The organism is Brevundimonas naejangsanensis, assembly GCF_000635915.2.
GTDB lineage: Bacteria > Pseudomonadota > Alphaproteobacteria > Caulobacterales > Caulobacteraceae > Brevundimonas > Brevundimonas sanguinis.
On the sequence record NZ_CP015614.1, the window covers coordinates 1,509,448 to 1,527,440 of the forward strand.

At 67.3% G+C, this 17,993-nt stretch carries 15 protein-coding genes; 8 read left to right on the forward strand and 7 right to left on the reverse strand.

Features of this window, described 5'->3' with window-relative positions:
• The first annotated feature begins 49 nt into the window (after nt 1–49).
• Nucleotides 50–655, forward strand: a complete 606-nt coding sequence (gene pth / locus DA69_RS07145) for an aminoacyl-tRNA hydrolase (RefSeq protein WP_025978089.1) — start codon at nt 50–52, stop codon at nt 653–655.
• 167 nt (nt 656–822) lie between these two features.
• Here pth and DA69_RS07150 read toward each other — a convergent pair whose 3' ends face one another.
• Complete coding sequence (locus DA69_RS07150; protein ID WP_025978090.1) at nt 823–2,436, reverse strand: DUF4139 domain-containing protein; 1,614 nt, start codon at nt 2,434–2,436, stop codon at nt 823–825.
• 4 nt (nt 2,437–2,440) lie between these two features.
• Nucleotides 2,441–3,859: a DUF4139 domain-containing protein gene (locus DA69_RS07155; protein WP_025978091.1), complete on the reverse strand. Its 1,419-nt coding sequence runs from the start codon at nt 3,857–3,859 to the stop codon at nt 2,441–2,443.
• Nucleotides 3,860–3,989: 130 nt separating this feature from the next.
• On the opposite strand from DA69_RS07155, the gene DA69_RS07160 reads away from it, so the two are divergent.
• The 6 genes from DA69_RS07160 (at nt 3,990) to DA69_RS07185 (ending at nt 10,994) form a co-directional block, all read left to right on the forward strand.
• Nucleotides 3,990–4,376 carry a DUF2946 family protein gene (locus tag DA69_RS07160; protein WP_024353107.1) on the forward strand — a complete coding sequence of 129 codons (387 nt, stop codon included), beginning with the start codon at nt 3,990–3,992 and terminating at the stop codon, nt 4,374–4,376.
• A gap of 79 nt (nt 4,377–4,455) precedes the next feature.
• Entirely contained in the window at nt 4,456–6,525 is a 2,070-nt protein-coding gene (locus tag DA69_RS07165) for a TonB-dependent receptor family protein (protein WP_025978092.1), read from the forward strand.
• On the forward strand, nt 6,525–7,913 hold the full coding sequence (locus tag DA69_RS07170) for a PepSY-associated TM helix domain-containing protein (RefSeq protein WP_025978093.1): 1,389 nt from the start codon (nt 6,525–6,527) through the stop codon (nt 7,911–7,913). The genes DA69_RS07165 and DA69_RS07170 overlap by 1 nt, the downstream gene beginning before the upstream one ends.
• Before the next feature lie 14 nt (nt 7,914–7,927).
• On the forward strand, nt 7,928–8,422 hold the full coding sequence (locus DA69_RS07175; RefSeq protein WP_025978094.1) for a copper chaperone PCu(A)C: 495 nt from the start codon (nt 7,928–7,930) through the stop codon (nt 8,420–8,422).
• Nucleotides 8,423–8,495: 73 nt separating this feature from the next.
• Entirely contained in the window at nt 8,496–9,593 is a 1,098-nt protein-coding gene (gene ychF / locus DA69_RS07180) for a redox-regulated ATPase YchF (RefSeq protein WP_025978095.1), read from the forward strand.
• Nucleotides 9,594–9,722: 129 nt separating this feature from the next.
• A complete protein-coding gene (locus DA69_RS07185) occupies nt 9,723–10,994 on the forward strand; it encodes an O-acetylhomoserine aminocarboxypropyltransferase/cysteine synthase family protein (RefSeq protein WP_025978096.1) in 1,272 nt (423 codons plus the stop codon).
• 76 nt (nt 10,995–11,070) lie between these two features.
• On the opposite strand, the gene DA69_RS07190 is transcribed toward DA69_RS07185, so the two are convergent.
• The 5 genes from DA69_RS07190 to petA all read right to left on the reverse strand — a co-directional run bounded on the left by DA69_RS07190 (nt 11,071) and on the right by petA (nt 17,330).
• On the reverse strand, nt 11,071–12,720 hold the full coding sequence (locus tag DA69_RS07190) for a M28 family peptidase (protein ID WP_025978097.1): 1,650 nt from the start codon (nt 12,718–12,720) through the stop codon (nt 11,071–11,073).
• A 60-nt stretch (nt 12,721–12,780) separates the two neighbouring features.
• Nucleotides 12,781–14,430, reverse strand: coding sequence for a M28 family metallopeptidase (locus DA69_RS07195; protein WP_025978098.1), 1,650 nt, complete (start codon nt 14,428–14,430; stop codon nt 12,781–12,783).
• 148 nt (nt 14,431–14,578) lie between these two features.
• A complete protein-coding gene (locus DA69_RS07200) occupies nt 14,579–15,454 on the reverse strand; it encodes a cytochrome c1 (protein WP_025978099.1) in 876 nt (291 codons plus the stop codon).
• 5 nt (nt 15,455–15,459) lie between these two features.
• Nucleotides 15,460–16,758, reverse strand: a complete 1,299-nt coding sequence (locus DA69_RS07205; RefSeq protein ID WP_025978100.1) for a cytochrome b — start codon at nt 16,756–16,758, stop codon at nt 15,460–15,462.
• 17 nt (nt 16,759–16,775) lie between these two features.
• Nucleotides 16,776–17,330, reverse strand: a complete 555-nt coding sequence (petA, locus tag DA69_RS07210; RefSeq protein WP_025978101.1) for a ubiquinol-cytochrome c reductase iron-sulfur subunit — start codon at nt 17,328–17,330, stop codon at nt 16,776–16,778.
• Between the two features lie 195 nt (nt 17,331–17,525).
• Here petA and DA69_RS07215 point away from each other — a divergent pair, with 195 nt between their 5' ends.
• Nucleotides 17,526–17,981, forward strand: a complete 456-nt coding sequence (locus DA69_RS07215) for a tRNA (cytidine(34)-2'-O)-methyltransferase (RefSeq protein WP_025978102.1) — start codon at nt 17,526–17,528, stop codon at nt 17,979–17,981.
• The last annotated feature ends 12 nt before the right edge of the window (nt 17,982–17,993 follow it).

Sequence of the window (17,993 nt, forward strand, 5' to 3'; positions counted from 1 at the left end):
TCGCCCGGCGGGGCTTTTCTTTGCCTGAAGCACGGGGCATGAGGACCGCATGATCATCATCGCAGGCCTGGGGAACCCCGGCGCCAAATACGAAAAGAACCGCCACAACATCGGCTTCATGGCCGTGGACGAGATCGCCAGCCGCTGGCGCTTCGGCCCCGCGCGCGCCAAGTTCCAGTCCATCGTCGCCGACGGCGAGGTCGAGGGGACCAAGGTCCTGCTGATGAAGCCCCAGACCTATATGAACGAGAGCGGCCGGGCCGTGGGCGAGGCGGCGCGCTTCTACAAGGTGAAGCCCGAGCACGTCATCGTCTTCCACGACGAGATCGACCTGGCGCCGGGCCGCTTCCGCATGAAGAAGGGCGGCGGCGCCGCGGGCCAGAACGGCGTGCGCAGCCTGATCAGCCACCTTGGCGCCGACTTCCGCCGCGCCCGCATGGGCATCGGCCATCCCGGCGAGCCGCAGCTGGTCATGCACCACGTCCTGGGCGACTTTCACAAGGCGGATAAGCCGTGGCTGGACGCCCTGCTGCAGGCCTGCGCCGACGCCCTGCCCTTCGCGGTGAAGGGCGACGATGAACGCTATCAGGGCGAGGTCATGCGCCTGGCCCCCGCCCCGAAGTTCAGCCCCAGGCAGGCGGCGCGGGGGGAGTAAGCGCAACGCCTCTCCCTCCCCTTCATGGGGAGGGTGGTCGCGCAGCGACCGGGTGGGGAGGGCATGGTGATCGGTCCTCAGCGCCTAAATAGCCTCGCCGCGCCCACCCGACTTCGGCCTTGCGGCCTCAGCCACCCTCCCCATGAAGGGGAGGGAGAATCACGGCCTCAATCCGTCGTCGTCCACGTCGCCTTCAGCGTCGCCGCGCCGTTGGCAGGCACGCTCAGCGTCCAGACCGGATAGCCGGTGTCGTCCACCCGACTGCGCACCGACTGACTGCGGAGGCGGAAACCGCGCTGCATGGCGGCGTCAGCGACCAGTTCCACGGTGACGTCCTCGGAGCGGGCGTTGGTGACCGTGGTCTCGATTTCGGAACGCTGGGTCGTCACCGCCCCCCGTCGAGAACTGCCGCTCTTCACCAGCCGCGTCTGCACCCGCACGTCGGGCGATTGGCCGAAGTTCAGCCGCACCGGCAGACCCACGCCCTTGTCCTCGAATCGGTCCTGACCAGCCAGCAGCACGCCGCCCGCGCCAGCCGGCTGCATCACCGCCACCGAGCCGCCCGGCAGGGCCACGCCGAGCCCCGCGCGCGTCTCATTGCGCAGCTTCAGGACCACGCCCATCGGATGGGATTCTTCGTCTGCGTTCAGCAGTCCGGCGCGATAGACCCGCTCATAGACCACGCCGTCGCGCTCCAGAAAACGCACCTGTTTGGTCTGGCGCGCTGCGACGGTCGTCGGTTCGGGCAGGGAGTAGATCTTGTAGTCGCCGAGTTCGCCCTGACGGGCGATCCGGCTGCCGGTCACAACCACTTCATCCAGCGCCTCATTGGCGACCATCCGCAGCATGGGAGCAGAAGGCGCCGGAGGCGGCGGCGGCGGAGGTGGCGGAGGAGCCCCGCCATAGCCCGCGAACTGTCCCGATCCAAACGTCGTCGTGCCCTGCGGCCAGCACTGATTCTGCTGATAGCGAACCAGCGGCTCGACGGGCGTGGTGCCTGCGTCTTTCCGCAGCGTGCCCGCCACCACCTGCACCGGCGCGTCGGGGAAGCCCGTGCCGCCGAAGTTAGCCAGCGTCACCCACCCCGTCAGGTCCAGCGTGCCGTCCGTGGGGTTCAGACGCGCCACATAGTCGGCCGACCACTGCAGCCCCGTGGTCAGATAGGCCAGCGTCACCGTGTGCCGCCCGGCGCGCTCGGCCCGCGTGCGCACCGACAGGGTCGGCTGATCGCCCAGCCCCTCGGGCACGCGGTCGAACACGACCCGCTCGGTCAGGCCTGAGCAGTCCAGCGCCTCGAACTGGCCGTCGATCTCCAGCACCACGCCTTGCGCGCCTGCGCGGATAACGGCGGCCTTTTCGACCTGTTCGCCGGTCGCAGGGTTAGTGCGGACGACACGCACCACCTCGCCCACCGACTTCTCCATCAGGCTGGACGGCGACAGCAGGTCAAAGTCGGCGTTGCGCTCGACCACATGGGCGGGCAGCCCCTCCAGCACCGCGCTCTGGGGCACGACGCCGGTGGCCAGTCCGCGAAAGCGGATGATCCCCTCCCCGGCGGGCAAATCGACGGTGCGCGTCTCGACAATCAGGGCCAGTCCCTGCCGGTCCAGCTGGCTCCACGGCTGCCGCGACTGTTCCATCAGGGCGACCGTATCGACCGGCCGGTCGCGATAGATCACCACCGTCGCCCCATCCGGGCGCGCGGACACGCTCTCCGTCTGCGCCCAAGCCGTGGGGGCCAGAAGGCTTAGCGCCGTGGTGATCGCCAGAAGGCGGCGCATGAGATCAGCCGCCCGTGGTGATGGTCGCGGTCAGCTTGGTCTCGCCGTTGGCGGGCACCGGCACGCGCCAGACGACAGTGCGCGCATCGCGCATCTCGCCCGTAATGCTCTGCTCGCTCAGTTCGGTGTCGCGGCCCAGACCGCGCTGGCGCACCTCGACCGTCACCGGCTCGGGCCGAGCGTTGCGGACGGTGTACTCCATCGCATAGCGGGTGCGGGAATAGTCCACGAGGCGTCGGGAAACCCGCTCGGACGACACCAGGCGCGGCTGCACCGTCACGTCGAAGGCGTCGCCGGTCGTCACCACGATCTCGGACCCGGCGGGCGAGTGGTCGACCTGGCTTTCGCCGATGAAGCGCGGCTCGCCCGCCTCATCCTTCACATAGACGCGGATCACGCCCGCAGGCAGGGCGCGCGCGGCGGCGCCTGATCCGTTGGCGAAGATGACCCCGACCTCGGCCGCGATCGGCTGTTCGGCGGTGGAGAAGCCGTTGATGACCCGCAGATAACGCTTGGTCGCCGGCACGCCGGCCGCGTCGATCAGTCCGACCTGCTTGGTCTGATTGTTGGCGACGGTGACGGCCTCAGGCAGCGGATAGACATAGACATCGGCCAGAGCGCCTTCTCCGCCCGTCTGGGTTCCATTGCCGCGCACGCTGCCGCCGCGAACCGGCTGGCGCGGATTATAACCGCCGCCCTGATTGCCGATCAGATTGACGTCGCCCGCCACTACCCGCGTCTGGGCGTTGCTGAAGGTCGCACCGGAGTTGTTGGTCAGCGTCACCCAGCCGGTCAGATCCAGCTTGCCCGCCTTCTCATCGAACCGGGCGACATAGTCCGCCTTCCACGTCAGGCCCGAGGTCAGATAGGACAAGGTCGTTTCGCGCCGCCCGGCCCCTTCGGCGTCCAGGGTGACGCTGAGCGTCGGGCGTGGGCGCAGGTTCTGCGGCACCCGGTCGAAGATGACGCGCGTCGGCACGCCGTCGTCGCGCAGCACCTCGATACGGTCGCCGATCTGCAGCACGACGCCCTGATTCGCCGCAAGGACACGCGCGCGCTCTGTCGTTTGCGCCCCCGAGCCGGGGTTGGTGCGGACGATGCCGATCTCATTGCCGACCGCGCTTTCCATCAGCTTGCCGGGCGTCAGCAGGTCATAGTCGAAGTTCTGCTCGACCACCGACAGACCCCGCCCCGACAGGCCGACCGTCTCGGGCCGGATGCTGGCGGAAACGCCCGGAAACTCCTGACGCGAGCGCCCGGCGGGCACGTTCAGGTTCCGCACATCCTCCACCAGGGCGATGTTCTGATTATAGACCGTCAGAGAGACGCGGTCGGGACCGCCCGGTCCCTCCTCCACCTGTTGCGCGTTTGCGGGCGCCGCGAGAAGCAGGGCGAGAGCGAAAGGTCCGATGGCGCGGATCATGCGTGTCCTCGATGGCTGTTCGACCGCCACGCTGGCACGGGTAAAGCGGCATTGTCGAGGCGCCGCGCGACCGTCGGCCGCTCCGCACGGTCTGGCTTCCCCGCATGGGAAGGTTTAAGGGGCCTGCATCGTGACCCGCTCTCAGGCAGAAAACTGGTCGACCTGGCGCTCGCTGGCCTTCCTGGCCGCGACGTTCGCCATCGTAATCGGCAGCCTGATGCCGTTTGCGGCTCTGGCCGCCTCCACGCCCGGCCAGCCCATCGTCATCTGCTCGGCCGACGGTCCCCAGACCATCCAGTCCGGCGGCGTCGACGGCCCGATCAAGGCGGAGATGGGCGCCAAATGCGCCGCCTGCGTCATGCCTTTGCTGGCCGCCCTGCCTGCGCCGCCTGCGCCGGAGCCGTCGCCGGTCGTGCGTCTGTCGCAGGCCGTCGTCTACGCCCCCTTCATCGCCAGCCCGCCGCCTCCGGCCCGGGCCCCGCCGCGGCCGCCATCGCGCGCCCCGCCTCACGCCTGAAAACCAGAACCTCTGCCGCCTCGCCCGCGTCCAATAGCGACGCCTGCGACTGCACCTCTGTTTTCAGGACTTCAGTTTCATGTTTCTCAAGACCGCTGCGGCGCCGTGCGCCCTGCTGATCGGCGCCTGCCTGGCGCCCTCCCTCGCCTTCGCCTACGACCTGCCCGGCGCTGACAGCCCCACCGTCGTCGACAGCATCATCGTCACCGGCCGCCGCAACGCCGAAGATCCTGCCGTCGTGGCCGAGGCTCGCGACCGTCTCAGCCGCACCCCCGGCGCCGTCGCCGTGGTGTCGGCCGAAAGCTATTCCGACCGCTTCGTGCAGGGCTTTTCCGACACCCTGCGCAATGTCCCCGGGGTGCTGGCGCAAAAGCGGTTCGGCGAGGAAAGCCGCCTGTCCATCCGCGGCTCGGGCATCGCCCAGGGCTTCCACCAGCGCGGGGTCCTGTTCGCCCAGGACGGCGTGCCCTTCGCCGACGCCGACGGCTTTTCCGACTTCCAGAGCGTGGACTCCCTCAGCGCCCGCTATGTCGAGGTGTGGAAGGGCGCCAACACCCTGCGCTTCGGAGGCGCGCAGTTGGGCGGAGCGATCAACCTGGTCACCCCCACCGGCCGCACGGCGAACCAGCGCGCCCTGATGCAGGTCGAGGGCGGCAGCTACGGCTTCGTGCGCGCCCACGGCGCCGTCGCCGAAACCTATGGCGACTGGGACGTCTACGCCGCCGCCACCGCCATGCAGGGCGACGGCTGGCGCGACCACAGCCGGCAGTCGCAGGGGCGCCTGACCGTCAACGCGGGCCGCTCGTTCGGCGAGGACCGCGAGGTGCGCCTGATCGCCCAGGCCGCCGACATCAAACAGGACATGCCCGGCTCCCTAACCCTGAAACAGGCGCTGGAGACCCCGCGCATGGCCTCGGCCAGCGCCCTGTCCGGCGATCAGGCCCGCGACCTCACAGTCAAGCGGCTGACGCTTCAGACCCGCTGGCGCTTCAATGACTCCACCCTGTTCGAGGCCGCGATCTGGGGCTGGGAGAAGTCGCTGTATCACCCGATCTTCCAGGTGATGGATCAGGACAGCACGACGCGCGGCGCCTTCGCCCGCATCGACTGGACCGGCCAGATCGGCGGCCTGCGCGCCGACGCCTTCTACGGCTTCTCATTGCGTGACGGAGAGGTCGAGGCCCTGCGCTATGTGAACCTGGCGGGCCAGCGCGGCGCCAAGACCGCCGATGCGCGTCAGGACGCCTCCGGCCTGGACGTCTTCGCCGAGGGGCGGCTGTTCCTCACCGACCAACTGGCCCTGGTCGCGGGCGGATCGTGGGGCCGCGCCACGCGCGACTACGCCGACCGCATGACGCCGGCGAACGACGACAGCATCGACTACGACTGGTTCTCCCCGCGCCTGGGCCTGCTGTGGGAAGCCGAGGACGGCGCCCAGGTCTTCGCCAACGTCACCCGCTCGGTCGAGCCGCCGACCTATGGGGCCCTGGTGCAGGCGCCGCTGACCGGCTTCACCCCGGTCGAGGTCCAGGACGCCTGGACCGGCGAGATCGGCACGCGCGGTCGTCGCGGGCCTCTGGCCTGGGATCTGGTCGCCTATCGCAGCCGGATCGAGGGGGAGATGCTGAACTTCATCACCGGCCCCGACATTCCCGCCGCCACCTTCAACGCCAAAAAGACCATCCACCAGGGGATCGAGGCCGGGCTGGACTGGACCCTGCCGGTCGAACTGGCGGACGGATCGCTGATGCTGCGTCAGGTCTATAACTGGAGCGACTTCCGCTTCGACGGCGACGCGCGCTGGGGCGACAACCGCCTGCCGGTCGTGCCCGAGCACCAGTACCGGGCCGAACTGACGTGGCGCCACCCGACGGGTGTCTTCGTCACGCCTTCGGTCGAGTGGCGGATCAGCAGGCCCTATGTCGACTACGCCAATACGATGAAGGCGCCCGACTATGCGGTGCTGGGCCTGACCGGCGGCTTCAACATGGGCCCGAACGCCTCGATCTACATCGACGCGCGCAACCTGACCGACAAGCGCTACGTCGGCGAGTTCTCGGCCGTGACGGACGCCCGCACGACACAGACGGCCGTCTTCTTTCCCGGCGAGGGCCGTTCGGTCTTCATCGGCATGCGGTTGGCCTACTGATGACCGCCCCTCTCAACAACAAGGCGCCGGACGTAATGTCCGGCGCCTATCGGGCCGTCTGGCGCTGGCATTTCTACGCCGGAGTGCTGGTCATGCCGTTCCTGATGCTGCTGACGCTGACGGGCGGCCTGTATCTGTTCAAGGATGAGATCGACCACGCCGTTTATCGCTCCATGATTCAGATTGCCGCCAGCGCTCAGCAAGCTGATCCCGATCAATGGCTGAGCGCCGCCGCCATTGCGGGCGAGGGTCGCGCGGCGAACGTCATCGTCCCCGCCCGCGCCGATCAGGCCGTGCGTGTCCGCGTGGACCGTCCCGACGGCTCTCAGCGCACCGTCTTCGTCGACCCTCACACGGCCACTGTCACCGGCGTCACCGCCTATGGCGGGGTGACGGAGACCATCAAGAAACTCCACTCCCTCAGCCTGTTCGGCGGCCCGATCGGGACGGGGCTGAACATTCTGGTCGAGATCGTCGCGGGCTGGGCCATCATCCTGTGCGCCACCGGCCTTTACCTGTGGTGGCCGCGCCGCCGCGCAGGCGCCGTGCTGAAGCCTAGCGAGACGGACGCCCGCCGCCGTCCCTTCTGGCGCGACCTCCACGCCTTGACCGGCTTCTACGTCGGTGGGGTGATCATCTTCCTCGCCGTCACCGGGATGCCGTGGTCGGCCGTCTGGGGCGATCAGTTCATGGGCGTCATGCGGAGCACGGGTCTGGGCCGCCCGCCCGCGCCCGCCGCCGCCAGCCCCTGGAGCCACGCCAAGCCTCACGACGCCCCGGCGGGCGTGGGCTGGACGCTGGAGAACGCCGTCCTGCCCGCCGATGATCACGGCCACGCGCACGGCCCTTCAGCCCCCAGCCTGACGCGCGTGCTTCAGACGGCGCACGAACAGGGGCTGCCGCGCCCATTCACCGTCAGCATCCCCCAGTCGCCCGATCTGGCCTGGACCGTCGCCCGCCAGACCCGCAAGGCCGAGGACGCCCGCAGCCTCTATGTCGACGGCGTCAGCGGCGCGGTGAAGGCCGACCTGCGCTGGAGCCAGTTCGGCGTCATGGCCAAGGGCTTTGAATGGGGCATCGCCGTCCACCAGGGCATGCAGTACGGCTGGATCAACCGCATCGCCATGCTGATCGGCTGCCTCGCCGTCTGGCTGCTGGCGATCAGCGGCCTGATCATGTGGTGGAAGCGCCGCCCGCCCAGCCTGTCGCGCCGCCGCTCCGGCGCCCCGCCCGCTCCGCCCGGCCCGCGCGCGAGAATCGCCGTGCTGTGCATCGTCATCCCCCTATCCATCCTCTATCCCTTGACGGGACTGAGCCTCGTGGCCGCCCTCCTGCTCAACCGAGCGGTGCGTGCGCTCACCGGGTCCAAGCCCGCCGCAGCCTCTTGATAAGGAGCTTCCACATGAAACGTCTGTTCGCCCTGACCGCCCTTTCAGCCGCCGCCCTGGCCCTGGCCGCATGCGGCCAGCCCGCCGAGAAATCGACCGAAGCCGCCAAGGATGCAGCCGTCGCCCCCGGCACGGTCCAGGTCGCCGACGCCTGGTGCCGCCCCACGCCCAACGGCGCAAAGGTCGGGGGCTGCTACCTGACCCTGACGGCCGGGTCCGACGACCGTCTGGTCAGCGTCTCCACCGCCCTGGCCCAGTCGGCCGAGGTGCATGAGATGAAGATGGAGAACGGGATCATGAGCATGGCTCATCTGCACGACGGCCTGCCCCTGCCCGCCGGAACGCCGGTCGAGCTGAAGCCGGGCGGCAACCACATCATGCTGATGGGTCTGCGCGATCCTCTGGTCGATGGCCGGATCGCCTCCTTCACCCTGACCTTCGAAAAGGCCGGTCCGATCAGCGTTCATGCGGCGATCAAGCAACCGCCGGTGGTCGATTCGGAGGAGTAAGCCTCTCTCTTGAAGGCGCAAGCCTGACAAACCGGCCCGAACCGGCTAAAGGCTCGCGCTCACGAGGAATACAATGGCCCTGAAAGTCGCGATCGTCGGCTTGCCCAACGTCGGCAAGTCCACCCTGTTCAACGCCCTGACCAAGACGGCGGCGGCCCAAGCGGCCAACTATCCGTTCTGCACCATCGAGCCGAACACCGGCGACGTGGCCGTGCCGGAGCCGCGCCTGAACGTCCTGGCCGGCATCGCCGGGTCCAAGGAGATCATCCCCGCGCGGATCACCTTCGTCGACGTGGCCGGTCTGGTGCGCGGCGCGTCCAAGGGCGAAGGCCTGGGCAACCAGTTCCTGGCCAACATCCGCGACTGCGACGCCATCGCCTTCGTCGCCCGCTGCTTCGTCGATGACGACATTACCCACGTCGAGAACCGCATCGACCCGATCTCGGACCTCGAGATCATCGAGACCGAGCTGATGCTGGCCGACCTCGAAAGCCTGGAGCGTCGCCGCGTCCAGATCGAGAAGCGCGCCAAGGGCGGCGACAAGGAATCCCAGCTGAACCTCAAGCTGATCGACGCCGCGCTCGAAAAACTGCGCGACGGCAAGCCCGCGCGTCTGGCCGAGGTGTCCAAGGAGGACAAGAAGGCCTGGGACATGCTGCAACTGCTGACCGCCCTGCCCGCCCTCTACGTCGCCAACGTCGAGGAAGGCTCGGCCGACAAGGGCAATGAACTGTCCGACCTGGTGGCCAAGCGCGCCGCAGAGGACAACGCCAACTCGGTGGTGATCTCGGCCCAGATCGAGTCGGAAATCGCCGTCCTGGACGACGAGGAGCAGAAGGAGTTCCTCGAGACCCTGGGTCTGGAAGAGCCCGGCCTGAACCGCCTGATCCGCGAGGCCTACAAACTGCTGGGCCTGCAGACCTATTTCACGGTCGGCCCCAAGGAAGCGCGCGCCTGGACCATCCCCGTCGGCGCCACCGCGCCGCAGGCGGCGGGCGTGATCCACACCGACTTCGAAAAGGGCTTCATCCGCGGCGAAACCATCGCCTTCGACGACTATGTCGCGCTGAAGGGCGAAGCGGGCGCCAAGGAAGCGGGCAAGATGCGCGCCGAAGGAAAGGCCTATATCGTCAAGGACGGGGATGTGATGCATTTCCTATTCAACAACTAGGGCATTTTCTCAGGGCGGTTAGAAAATCTGACCGCCCTGATAGAATTGCTGCAAACTTATGCCCTTGCGGGTATCGCCAAAGCCCTGGATGAATCAGCCGACTGACGCTGAAAATTCTCCAGGGAAGCCATGAAGTTCGATACCCTCGCCGTGCATGCGGGCTATGCGCCCGATCCGACCACCAAGTCGGTCGCCGTGCCCATCTATCAGACCACCAGCTACGCCTTTGACGACACGCAGCACGGGGCCGACCTGTTCGACCTGAAGGTGGCGGGCAACATCTACACCCGCATCATGAACCCGACGTCCGATGTGCTGGAGCAGCGTCTGGCGGCGCTGGAAGGCGGGGTCGCGGCCCTGACCGTGGCCTCGGGCATGGCGGCCATCACCTATGCGATCCTGACCATCGCCGAGGCCGGCGACAACATCATCGCCACGGGCGCCCTGTATGGCGGCACCTATAACCTGTTCGCCCACACCCTGCCCCAGTACGGCATCGAGGTGCGCTTCATCGACGCCGACGACATCGCGGCGGTGGCGGCCAAAACGGATGCCCGGACCAAGGCGGTCTTCTGCGAGTCCATCGGCAATCCGCTAGGCAATGTGGTGGACTTCGCCGCCCTGGCCGACGCTGCCCACGCGCAGGGCCTGCCGCTGATCGTCGACAACACCGTGCCCACCCCCTACCTGACCCGCCCGCTGGAGCATGGCGCCGACATCGTCGTCCACGCCCTGACAAAATATATTGGCGGGCACGGCACCAGCATCGGCGGCGCCATCATCGACGGCGGGACCTTCCCCTGGGCCGAGCACAAGGAGCGCTTCGCGCGCCTGAACACGCCCGAGGTCAGCTATCACGGCGTGATCTATACCGAGGCCTTCGGCCCGGCGGCCTTCATCGGCCGAGTGCGGACGGTGCTGCTGAGAAATACCGGCGCGGCCATCTCGCCGTTCAACAGCTTCCTGATCCTGCAGGGGCTGGAGACGCTGGCCCTGCGCATGGACCGCCACGTCGAGAACGCCACCGCCATCGCCCAGTGGCTGAAGGCCCACCCCAAGGTCGACTGGGTCAACTATGCCGGCCTGCCCGAGCACAAGGATCACGGCCTGATCCAGAAGTATTTCGGCGGCAAGGCCTCGGGTCTGCTGACGTTCGGGGTGAAGGGCGGCCGTGACGCAGGCGCCCGCTTCCAGGACGCGGTCAAACTGTTCACCCGGCTGGTCAACATCGGCGACGCCAAGTCGCTGGTCTGCCACCCGGCCTCGACCACCCATCGCCAGCTGTCGCCAGATGAACTGAAGAAGGCCGGCGTGACCGAGGACACCGTGCGCCTATCCGTGGGCATCGAGCACATTGACGACCTGATCGCCGACCTGGATCAGGCGCTGGCGGCGGTCTGACCGTCAAAGGCTGACATGAGAAGGCCCTCTGCCCGGCAATGGACAGAGGGCCTTTCTTCTTGCGCGTAAGCCGCCTCTAGCGCCGCGCGGCAGCGCTGCGGTCGCGGACCTGACCAAACTCAGACGTCGGCTTCCAGGTCGGCCACTCGTCGCCGTTGGCGAGCTCTAGACCCAGGCGATACAGCAGGGTCAGATTCTCGACCGCCGAGCGCAGATCCCAGTCCGCCGACCATTCGTCGCTGGGACGGTGATAGTCGGCGCCGAACTTGGCCTTCCACGCCGCCAGTCCCGCCTCGCGGCCGCCCTCGACCCAGTCCACGCCGTGCCAGGGCATCAGGGCCGGGACGCCGGCACGAGCGAAGGGGAAGTGGTCGGAGCGATAGTAGAAGTTCTGCTGCGGCTGGCCGTCGTCGGAGACATAGCGGCCCTCCTTCTCGGCCAGAGCCTGCAGGTCGTCCTCAAGGCTGTTCTGCCCCTTGCCGAAGATGGGCACGTCCTTCGTCGGGCCGCTGAGAGGCAGCATGTCGATATTGATGTCGGCCACCGTCGTCTCCAGAGGATAGACCGGATCGGCGACATAGGCGTAGGCGCCCAGCAGGCCCATTTCCTCCGCCGCCATATGGGCGAAGACGATGCTGCGTTTCGGCGCCGGGGCGGCCTTCAGCTGACGCGCCATCTCGACCACGCCGATGGTGCCCGAGGCGTTGTCCCAGGCGCCGTTGAAGATCTTGTCGTCGCCGGCGGCGTTCTCATTGACGCCGACATGGTCCCAGTGGGCCGAATAGATGATGGCCTCGTTCGGGCGCTCGCTGCCGGTGATGCGGGCCAACAGATTGTGGGTGCGCAGGATTTCGACCGTCTCCTCGGCCGAGGCGGTGATCCGCACATCCAGCGGGAAGGCGCGGAAATCGCCGGTCTGGAGCCGGGGCTTCAACGTCGCAAGATTGACGCCCATTTCAGCCGCGATATCACGGTTGACCGCGCCGCTGAGCGTCAGTTCGGCCGAACCGGGCGTCAGGGTGCGGGTGCGCGTCGCCCCGCCGGTTTCGCGTCGCCAGGCGGCGGCGCCCGCGTCGCCGTCGATGACCGTCAGCACCGCGACCGCGCCGCGCCGCTTGGCCTCGTCGGCCTTATAGGCGGCGGACTGATAGTTGGTGGCGTAGGGGCCGTTGAACAGTTCGCCGTCCGGCTCGCCCGCCACGACCAGCACGACCGCCCCCGTCACGTCCAGATCGCCATAGTCGTCCCATCCCCGTTCGGGCGCGTGGATGCCGTAGCCGGCGAAGACGACGGGCGCGTCGATCACCTCACCAGCCGCTGCGTCGTTCATCGCGCGCAGGGTGAAGTCCGCGCCCGCGATCAGGGCTCGCCCCTGAGGCATGGCGCCAGACCAGATCAGCGTCGGCTGGCCCTTGGGCGTCAGCCGCTTCAGGTCGATGACCTGCAGCCATTGGCCGTCAGGACCGCCCGGCTCCATCCCCATGGCTTCGTACTGGGCCTGCAGCCAGTCCAGCGTCTTCTTCTCGCCTTCTGTGCCCGGATAGCGGCCCTGGAAGTCATCGGCGCTGATGATGCGGATCTCATCCGACAGGCGCTGGGCCGAGAAGTCCTGAGCCGACACGGCGCCCGCGACGAGCAGCAGAGCCGCAGCGGCGACGCCGCGAATGAAACGATGATGCATGGCGATTCCCTTGGCCTCCCCCACGAGGCTCTTGCGCACAGTCATAGGGCGGCCCCTTGCGAGGCCGCCCCTTACATTTTCGTCATGTTCGTCTCGAAAGACGGATCAACGGCGCTGAGCGGCGCTCTTGGCGCGCTCGGGACCGAACTCCGAACCGGCCTTCCATTCGGGCCAGTCGCGGCTGTTGGCCAGGCCCTGACCGACCTTGAACATGACCTCCAGGTCCTGAAGCATGCCGGCGTAGTCCCAATCGGCCTCCCACTCGTCCGCCGCCTGGTGGTAGCGGTTGGCGCGATAGTCGGCGGCCTTGGCCTGACGCGGCTCGATCGGCGCGTCGACGAAATCGCCGGTCGAGGACAGATAGGCCATCGGCACGCCCTTCTTGGCCAGCGGGAAGTGGTCCGAGCGGAAGTAGATGCCCGCGGCGGCCCCAGCATCGCCGACGAAGCCGCGTCCCTGCGCCGCCGCCGCCGCGATCACCGGCTCGTCCAGCTCCGAATGGCCGTAGCCGGTGACGCCCAATTTGTTCATGCGGCCGAACACGGCCGCGGAGTCCAGATTGAAGCCGCCGACGGTCTTCTCCAGCGGGTACAGCGGGTTTGCGGCGTAGAATTCCGACCCCAGCAGGCCGCTTTCCTCGCCGGTGAAGCTGATCATGACGATGGTGCGTTCCGGCTTCGGTCCGGCCGACCACTGACGCGCCAATTCCAGCAGGCCCGCCGTGCCCGAGGCGTTGTCGATGGCGCCGTTGAAGATGCGGTCGCCATTGGCGTCCGGCTCGCCCATGCCGATGTGGTCCCAGTGGCCGGTGTAGAGGATAGTCTCGTCCGGGCGGGTCGAGCCTTCCAGCTTGGCCACGACGTTGTGGGTGACGATGCGGTGGGTCTTCACGTCGAAGCTGGCGTCAACCGTCGCGCCCTTCAGCTCGACCGGCTGGAAGTCGCGGCTGCGCGCCTTGATCTTCTCCTGCTCGAAATCGAGCCCGGCGCGGCGGAACAGATCGACCGCCAGATCGCACTGGATCCAGCCCTCCATCGCCACGCGTTCAGACGCCGGATCAGCGCGCACGATGTCGAACTGCGGCACGCCCCAGGAGTTGGCGACCGTGGTCCAGCCGTAGGACGCCGGCTTGGTCTCGTGCACGATCAGCACGCCCGCAGCGCCCTGACGCGCGGCTTCCTCGAACTTGTAGGTCCAGCGGCCGTAGTAGGTCATGGCCTCGCCGCCGAAGGTGTTCAGCGACGGGTCTTCAAAGTCGGCGTCGTTGACCAGGACGACGACGACCTTGCCCCGCACGTCGGTCTTGAAGTCGTTCCAATCACGCTCGGGCGCGCTGATGCCGTAGCCGACGAAGACAAGCGGCTTGTCCTTCAGGTCGACCGCAGCGCCCGGCAGGCGTGTCGTCATGGTGACTTCCTGACCCTGCGTCAGCGACTGGCTCCAGTCGCCCAGCTTCAGCCGCCCCGCCACGTTGGAAACGGCGAAACGGTTCAGCCCGACCGCCTGGGTCCAGCCGCCGTTCTCGCCGCCCGGCGCGAAGCCAGCGGCGGCGTACTGGCGGCTCAGATAGTCGATGACCTTCTGCTCGGCCGGGGTGGCGATGCCGCGCCCCTCGAAGCTGTCATCCGACAGGACGCGGATGTCTTCGGAAATGCGCGCGGCGTCGAAGGCGGGCGTGGTCTGGGCCTGGGCGGCGGCGGACGCGCCCAGAGCGGCGGCGAACGCCAGAACGGCGACGGAAGACGAGATACGCATACAGGTTCACCCCTCGAAGAATTCGATGACGGGACCGTAGTCAGCCGGACCGCGGGTGTCGACCGCCGACAGGCGCCGACCGGCCATGAAAAAACCCGCCGGATCGCTCCGGCGGGTTCGTTTCGTTTCGATCTGACGCGCGCGGCTCTTAGTGAGCGACGCCCTTCCAGATGCGGCGGTAGCTGGCGTAGGTCACGCCCGCGAAGGCCAGCAGGAAGATCAGCACGCCGAAGCCCATCTGCTTCCGCTCGACCATCTTCGGCTCGGAAGTCCAGGCGATGAAGGCGGCGACGTCCTTGGACATCTGGTCCACGGTCGCCTCGGTGCCGTCGTCATAGGTGACCTGACCGGCGCTCAGCGGCGGCGGCATGGCGATGAAGCCGCCCTTGGGCACCTCGCCCTTGCCGGTCCAGAACGGCGTCATGTCGCCGGCCATATAGGGGTTGTAGTGCTGGGTCTCGGTCATCTTCAGACCCGCCGGCGGAGCCGAATAGCCCGACAGCAGCGAGTAGATGTAGTTGGCGCCGTCGTGACGGGCCTTGGCCATGACCGACAGGTCCGGCGGCATGGCGCCGCCGTTGGCCGCAGCCGCCGCCGTCGCATTCGGATAGGGGTTGGGGAAGCGGTCGGCCGTGGTGGCGTCACGCATCAGGGCCTCGCCCGTTTCCGAGTCGATGTCAGCAACCTGGATTTCCTTGGCCAGAGCCTTCACGACCGGGTTGTCGTTCGGGTTCGGATACTTAGGGTTCCAGAACGGCCCGTGCTTGTCGCCCAGGTTACGGAAGTGCACCAGGTCCATGCCGTGGCAGGAGGCGCAGACCTCCTTGTAGACCTTGTAGCCGCGCTGCAGCTGGCCTTGGTCGAAGGTGCCGAACGGCCCGGCAAAGCTGAAGCCGCCGTCGCGCGGATGCTTGGCACCCCCGGCGGCCATCGCCGGAGCGGCGATGGCGACCAGGCCGACAGCGGCCGTCACAGAGACAAGGATCTTGCGGAAGGACACGGTCTTTTTCTCGTTGCTCATCATCGCGCTCACGCCTTCTCGGCTGCGGTCGACGGGAGCACGGGCTCCGAGATCGTCGCCGGGATCGGCAGCGGCTTCTCACGCAGGCCGATGACCGGCATCAGCACCAGGAAGAAGACGAAGTAGTAGGCCGTGAACAGGCGGGTCAGCCACAGGTAGGAGTTCAGCTGGCCGTCGATCAGGTTGAAGCTGGGCATGCCCGGGACCACCGGAGCGTCCGGCAGCTGCGCGCCGCACCAGCCCAGGCCGAAGCAGACGAACAGGAAGATGATGAAGAAGGTCTTCATCGTCGGGCGGTAGCGCATCGAGCGCACCTTGGACGTGTCCAGCCACGGCAGGACGAACAGGACGCCGATCGCCGCGAACATGGCCACCACGCCGCCGAACTTGTCGGGGATGGCGCGCAGGATCGCGTAGAAGGGCAGCATGTACCACTCAGGCACGATGTGCGCCGGGGTCTGCAGCGGGTTGGCCGGGATGTAGTTGTCGGCGTGACCCAGGGCGTTCGGCTGATAGAAGACGAAGACCGCGAACAGGATCAGGAAGAGGATGATCGCAAAGCCGTCCTTGACCGTGAAGTACGGGTGGAAGGGCAGCGTGTCCTTGGCCTGACGGTCCTTCGGGATCAGGATGCCGACCGGGTTGTTCTGACCGGCGGCATGCAGGGCCCACAGGTGCAGCACCACGCAGCCGGCGATGACGAACGGCAGCAGATAGTGCAGCGAGAAGAAGCGGTTCAGCGTCGCGTTGTCGATCGCCGGGCCGCCGCGCAGCCAGATCAGGATCGGCTCGCCGACGACCGGAATGGCGCCGATCAGGTTGGTGATGACCTCAGCGCCCCAGAAGGACATCTGGCCCCAGGGCAGGACGTAGCCCAGGAAGGCGGTGGCGATCATCAGGAAGAAGATCACACAGCCGACGATCCAGATCATCTCGCGCGGCGCCTTGTAGGAGCCGTAGTAGAGGCCCCGCAGCATGTGCAGATAGACGGCGATGAAGAACATCGACGCGCCGTTGGCGTGCACGTAACGGATCAGCCAGCCGCCGTTGACGTCGCGCATGATGCGCTCGACCGAGGCGAAGGCCATGTCGACGTGCGGGGTGTAGTGCATGGCCAGGACGATGCCGGTGATGATCTGGGTCATCAGGCAGAGCGCCAGGATGCCGCCGAAGGTCCACCAGTAGTTCAGGTTCTTCGGGGTCGGCAGGTTCGCATAGTCCATGCCGAAACGGATGATCGGCAGGCGCGTGTCCATCCACCGCTCAACAGCGGTTTTCGGGACATAGGTGGATTCGTGATCGCTCATGGTTCCTCTGTCCGTCCTCAGCCGATCTTCACGCGGGTGTCGGACATGTATTCGTAGTTCGGCACGATCAGGTTCAGCGGCGCCGGGCCCTTACGGATACGCCCCGAGGCGTCGTAGTGCGAACCGTGGCACGGGCAGAACCAGCCGCCGTACTCACCGGCGTTGAAGGTCGGCACGCAGCCCAGGTGGGTGCACGAGCCGATGACCACGAGATACTTCTCGTGACCGGCCTTGGTGCGCTCGGCGTCGGTCTCGGGAGGGGAGCCGACGGCGCCCTCGTCGATGACCTTGGTCAGCTCGGCCGGGGTGCGATAGCGCACGAAGACCGGCTTGCCCTGCCACTTGATGACGACCTGCTGGCCTTCCTGAACCTTGGTCAGATCGAACTCGATCGACGCCAGGGCCAGGGTGTCGGCCGCCGGATTCATCTGGTTGATCAGCGGCCACGCCACCATCACGCCAGCGCCGGCCGCAGCCGCACCTGCCGCAATGTGGATGAAGTCGCGGCGGGTGGCGTCGCCACCCCCGTGTTGGCCGTCAGGCCCGTCAGCATTCACGACCGATTCGGCCACGCGTTTCACCTCTGCATCGCCGGTCGTCCGCCCCAAGATGGAACGTCAACCGAATGGAACCCTTTGTGCGAAGGCAAACCCCTGCCCGTCCGGCCCTGGTTTCGGCTGCTTCAGACAAGTCGCGAAAGCGATTTGCGAAACAGTCGCAACAAAAGCCGCGACAAGGCCCCGCCCCGCGCGTATGAGGGCCTTAGAATGCGTCTCGCCCTTTTTCAACCTGACATCCCCCATAATGTCGGCGCCTGCATCCGTCTGAGCGCCTGTTTCGGCGTGGAATTGCACGTCATCGAGCCCACGAGCTTTAATTTCGACGATCGGGCGATGAAGCGGGCGGCGCTGGATTACGGACCCCTGTCCCATATGACGCGCCATGCCGACTGGGAGACTTTCCAGCGCGACCGCGCGCCGGGTCGTCTGGTGCTGTTCACGACGCGCGCGGCCGAGCCGCTGACGGATTTCGTGTTCCAACCCGACGACGTCCTGCTGTTCGGCAAGGAGAGCGCCGGGTCGCCCGACTACGTCCACGCGGCGGCCGATGCGCGAATCTATATTCCGATCCGGCCGGAAGCCCGGTCGCTGAACCTGTCCGTCAGCGCCGGGATCGGCCTGCATGAGGCGTTGAGGCAGATGCAGGGCTTGCCGAGACGATAAACGCCACGCCTC

Coding starts and splice junctions, on each gene's coding strand:
- pth (WP_025978089.1), top strand. CDS start 50: ATGATCATCATCGCAGGCCTGGGGAACCCCGGCGCCAAATACGAAAAG.
- DA69_RS07150 (WP_025978090.1), bottom strand. CDS start 2,436: ATGCGCCGCCTTCTGGCGATCACCACGGCGCTAAGCCTTCTGGCCCCC.
- DA69_RS07155 (WP_025978091.1), bottom strand. CDS start 3,859: ATGATCCGCGCCATCGGACCTTTCGCTCTCGCCCTGCTTCTCGCGGCG.
- DA69_RS07165 (WP_025978092.1), top strand. CDS start 4,456: ATGTTTCTCAAGACCGCTGCGGCGCCGTGCGCCCTGCTGATCGGCGCC.
- DA69_RS07170 (WP_025978093.1), top strand. CDS start 6,525: ATGACCGCCCCTCTCAACAACAAGGCGCCGGACGTAATGTCCGGCGCC.
- DA69_RS07175 (WP_025978094.1), top strand. CDS start 7,928: ATGAAACGTCTGTTCGCCCTGACCGCCCTTTCAGCCGCCGCCCTGGCC.
- ychF (WP_025978095.1), top strand. CDS start 8,496: ATGGCCCTGAAAGTCGCGATCGTCGGCTTGCCCAACGTCGGCAAGTCC.
- DA69_RS07185 (WP_025978096.1), top strand. CDS start 9,723: ATGAAGTTCGATACCCTCGCCGTGCATGCGGGCTATGCGCCCGATCCG.
- DA69_RS07190 (WP_025978097.1), bottom strand. CDS start 12,720: ATGACTGTGCGCAAGAGCCTCGTGGGGGAGGCCAAGGGAATCGCCATG.
- DA69_RS07195 (WP_025978098.1), bottom strand. CDS start 14,430: ATGCGTATCTCGTCTTCCGTCGCCGTTCTGGCGTTCGCCGCCGCTCTG.
- DA69_RS07200 (WP_025978099.1), bottom strand. CDS start 15,454: ATGATGAGCAACGAGAAAAAGACCGTGTCCTTCCGCAAGATCCTTGTC.
- DA69_RS07205 (WP_025978100.1), bottom strand. CDS start 16,758: ATGAGCGATCACGAATCCACCTATGTCCCGAAAACCGCTGTTGAGCGG.
- DA69_RS07215 (WP_025978102.1), top strand. CDS start 17,526: ATGCGTCTCGCCCTTTTTCAACCTGACATCCCCCATAATGTCGGCGCC.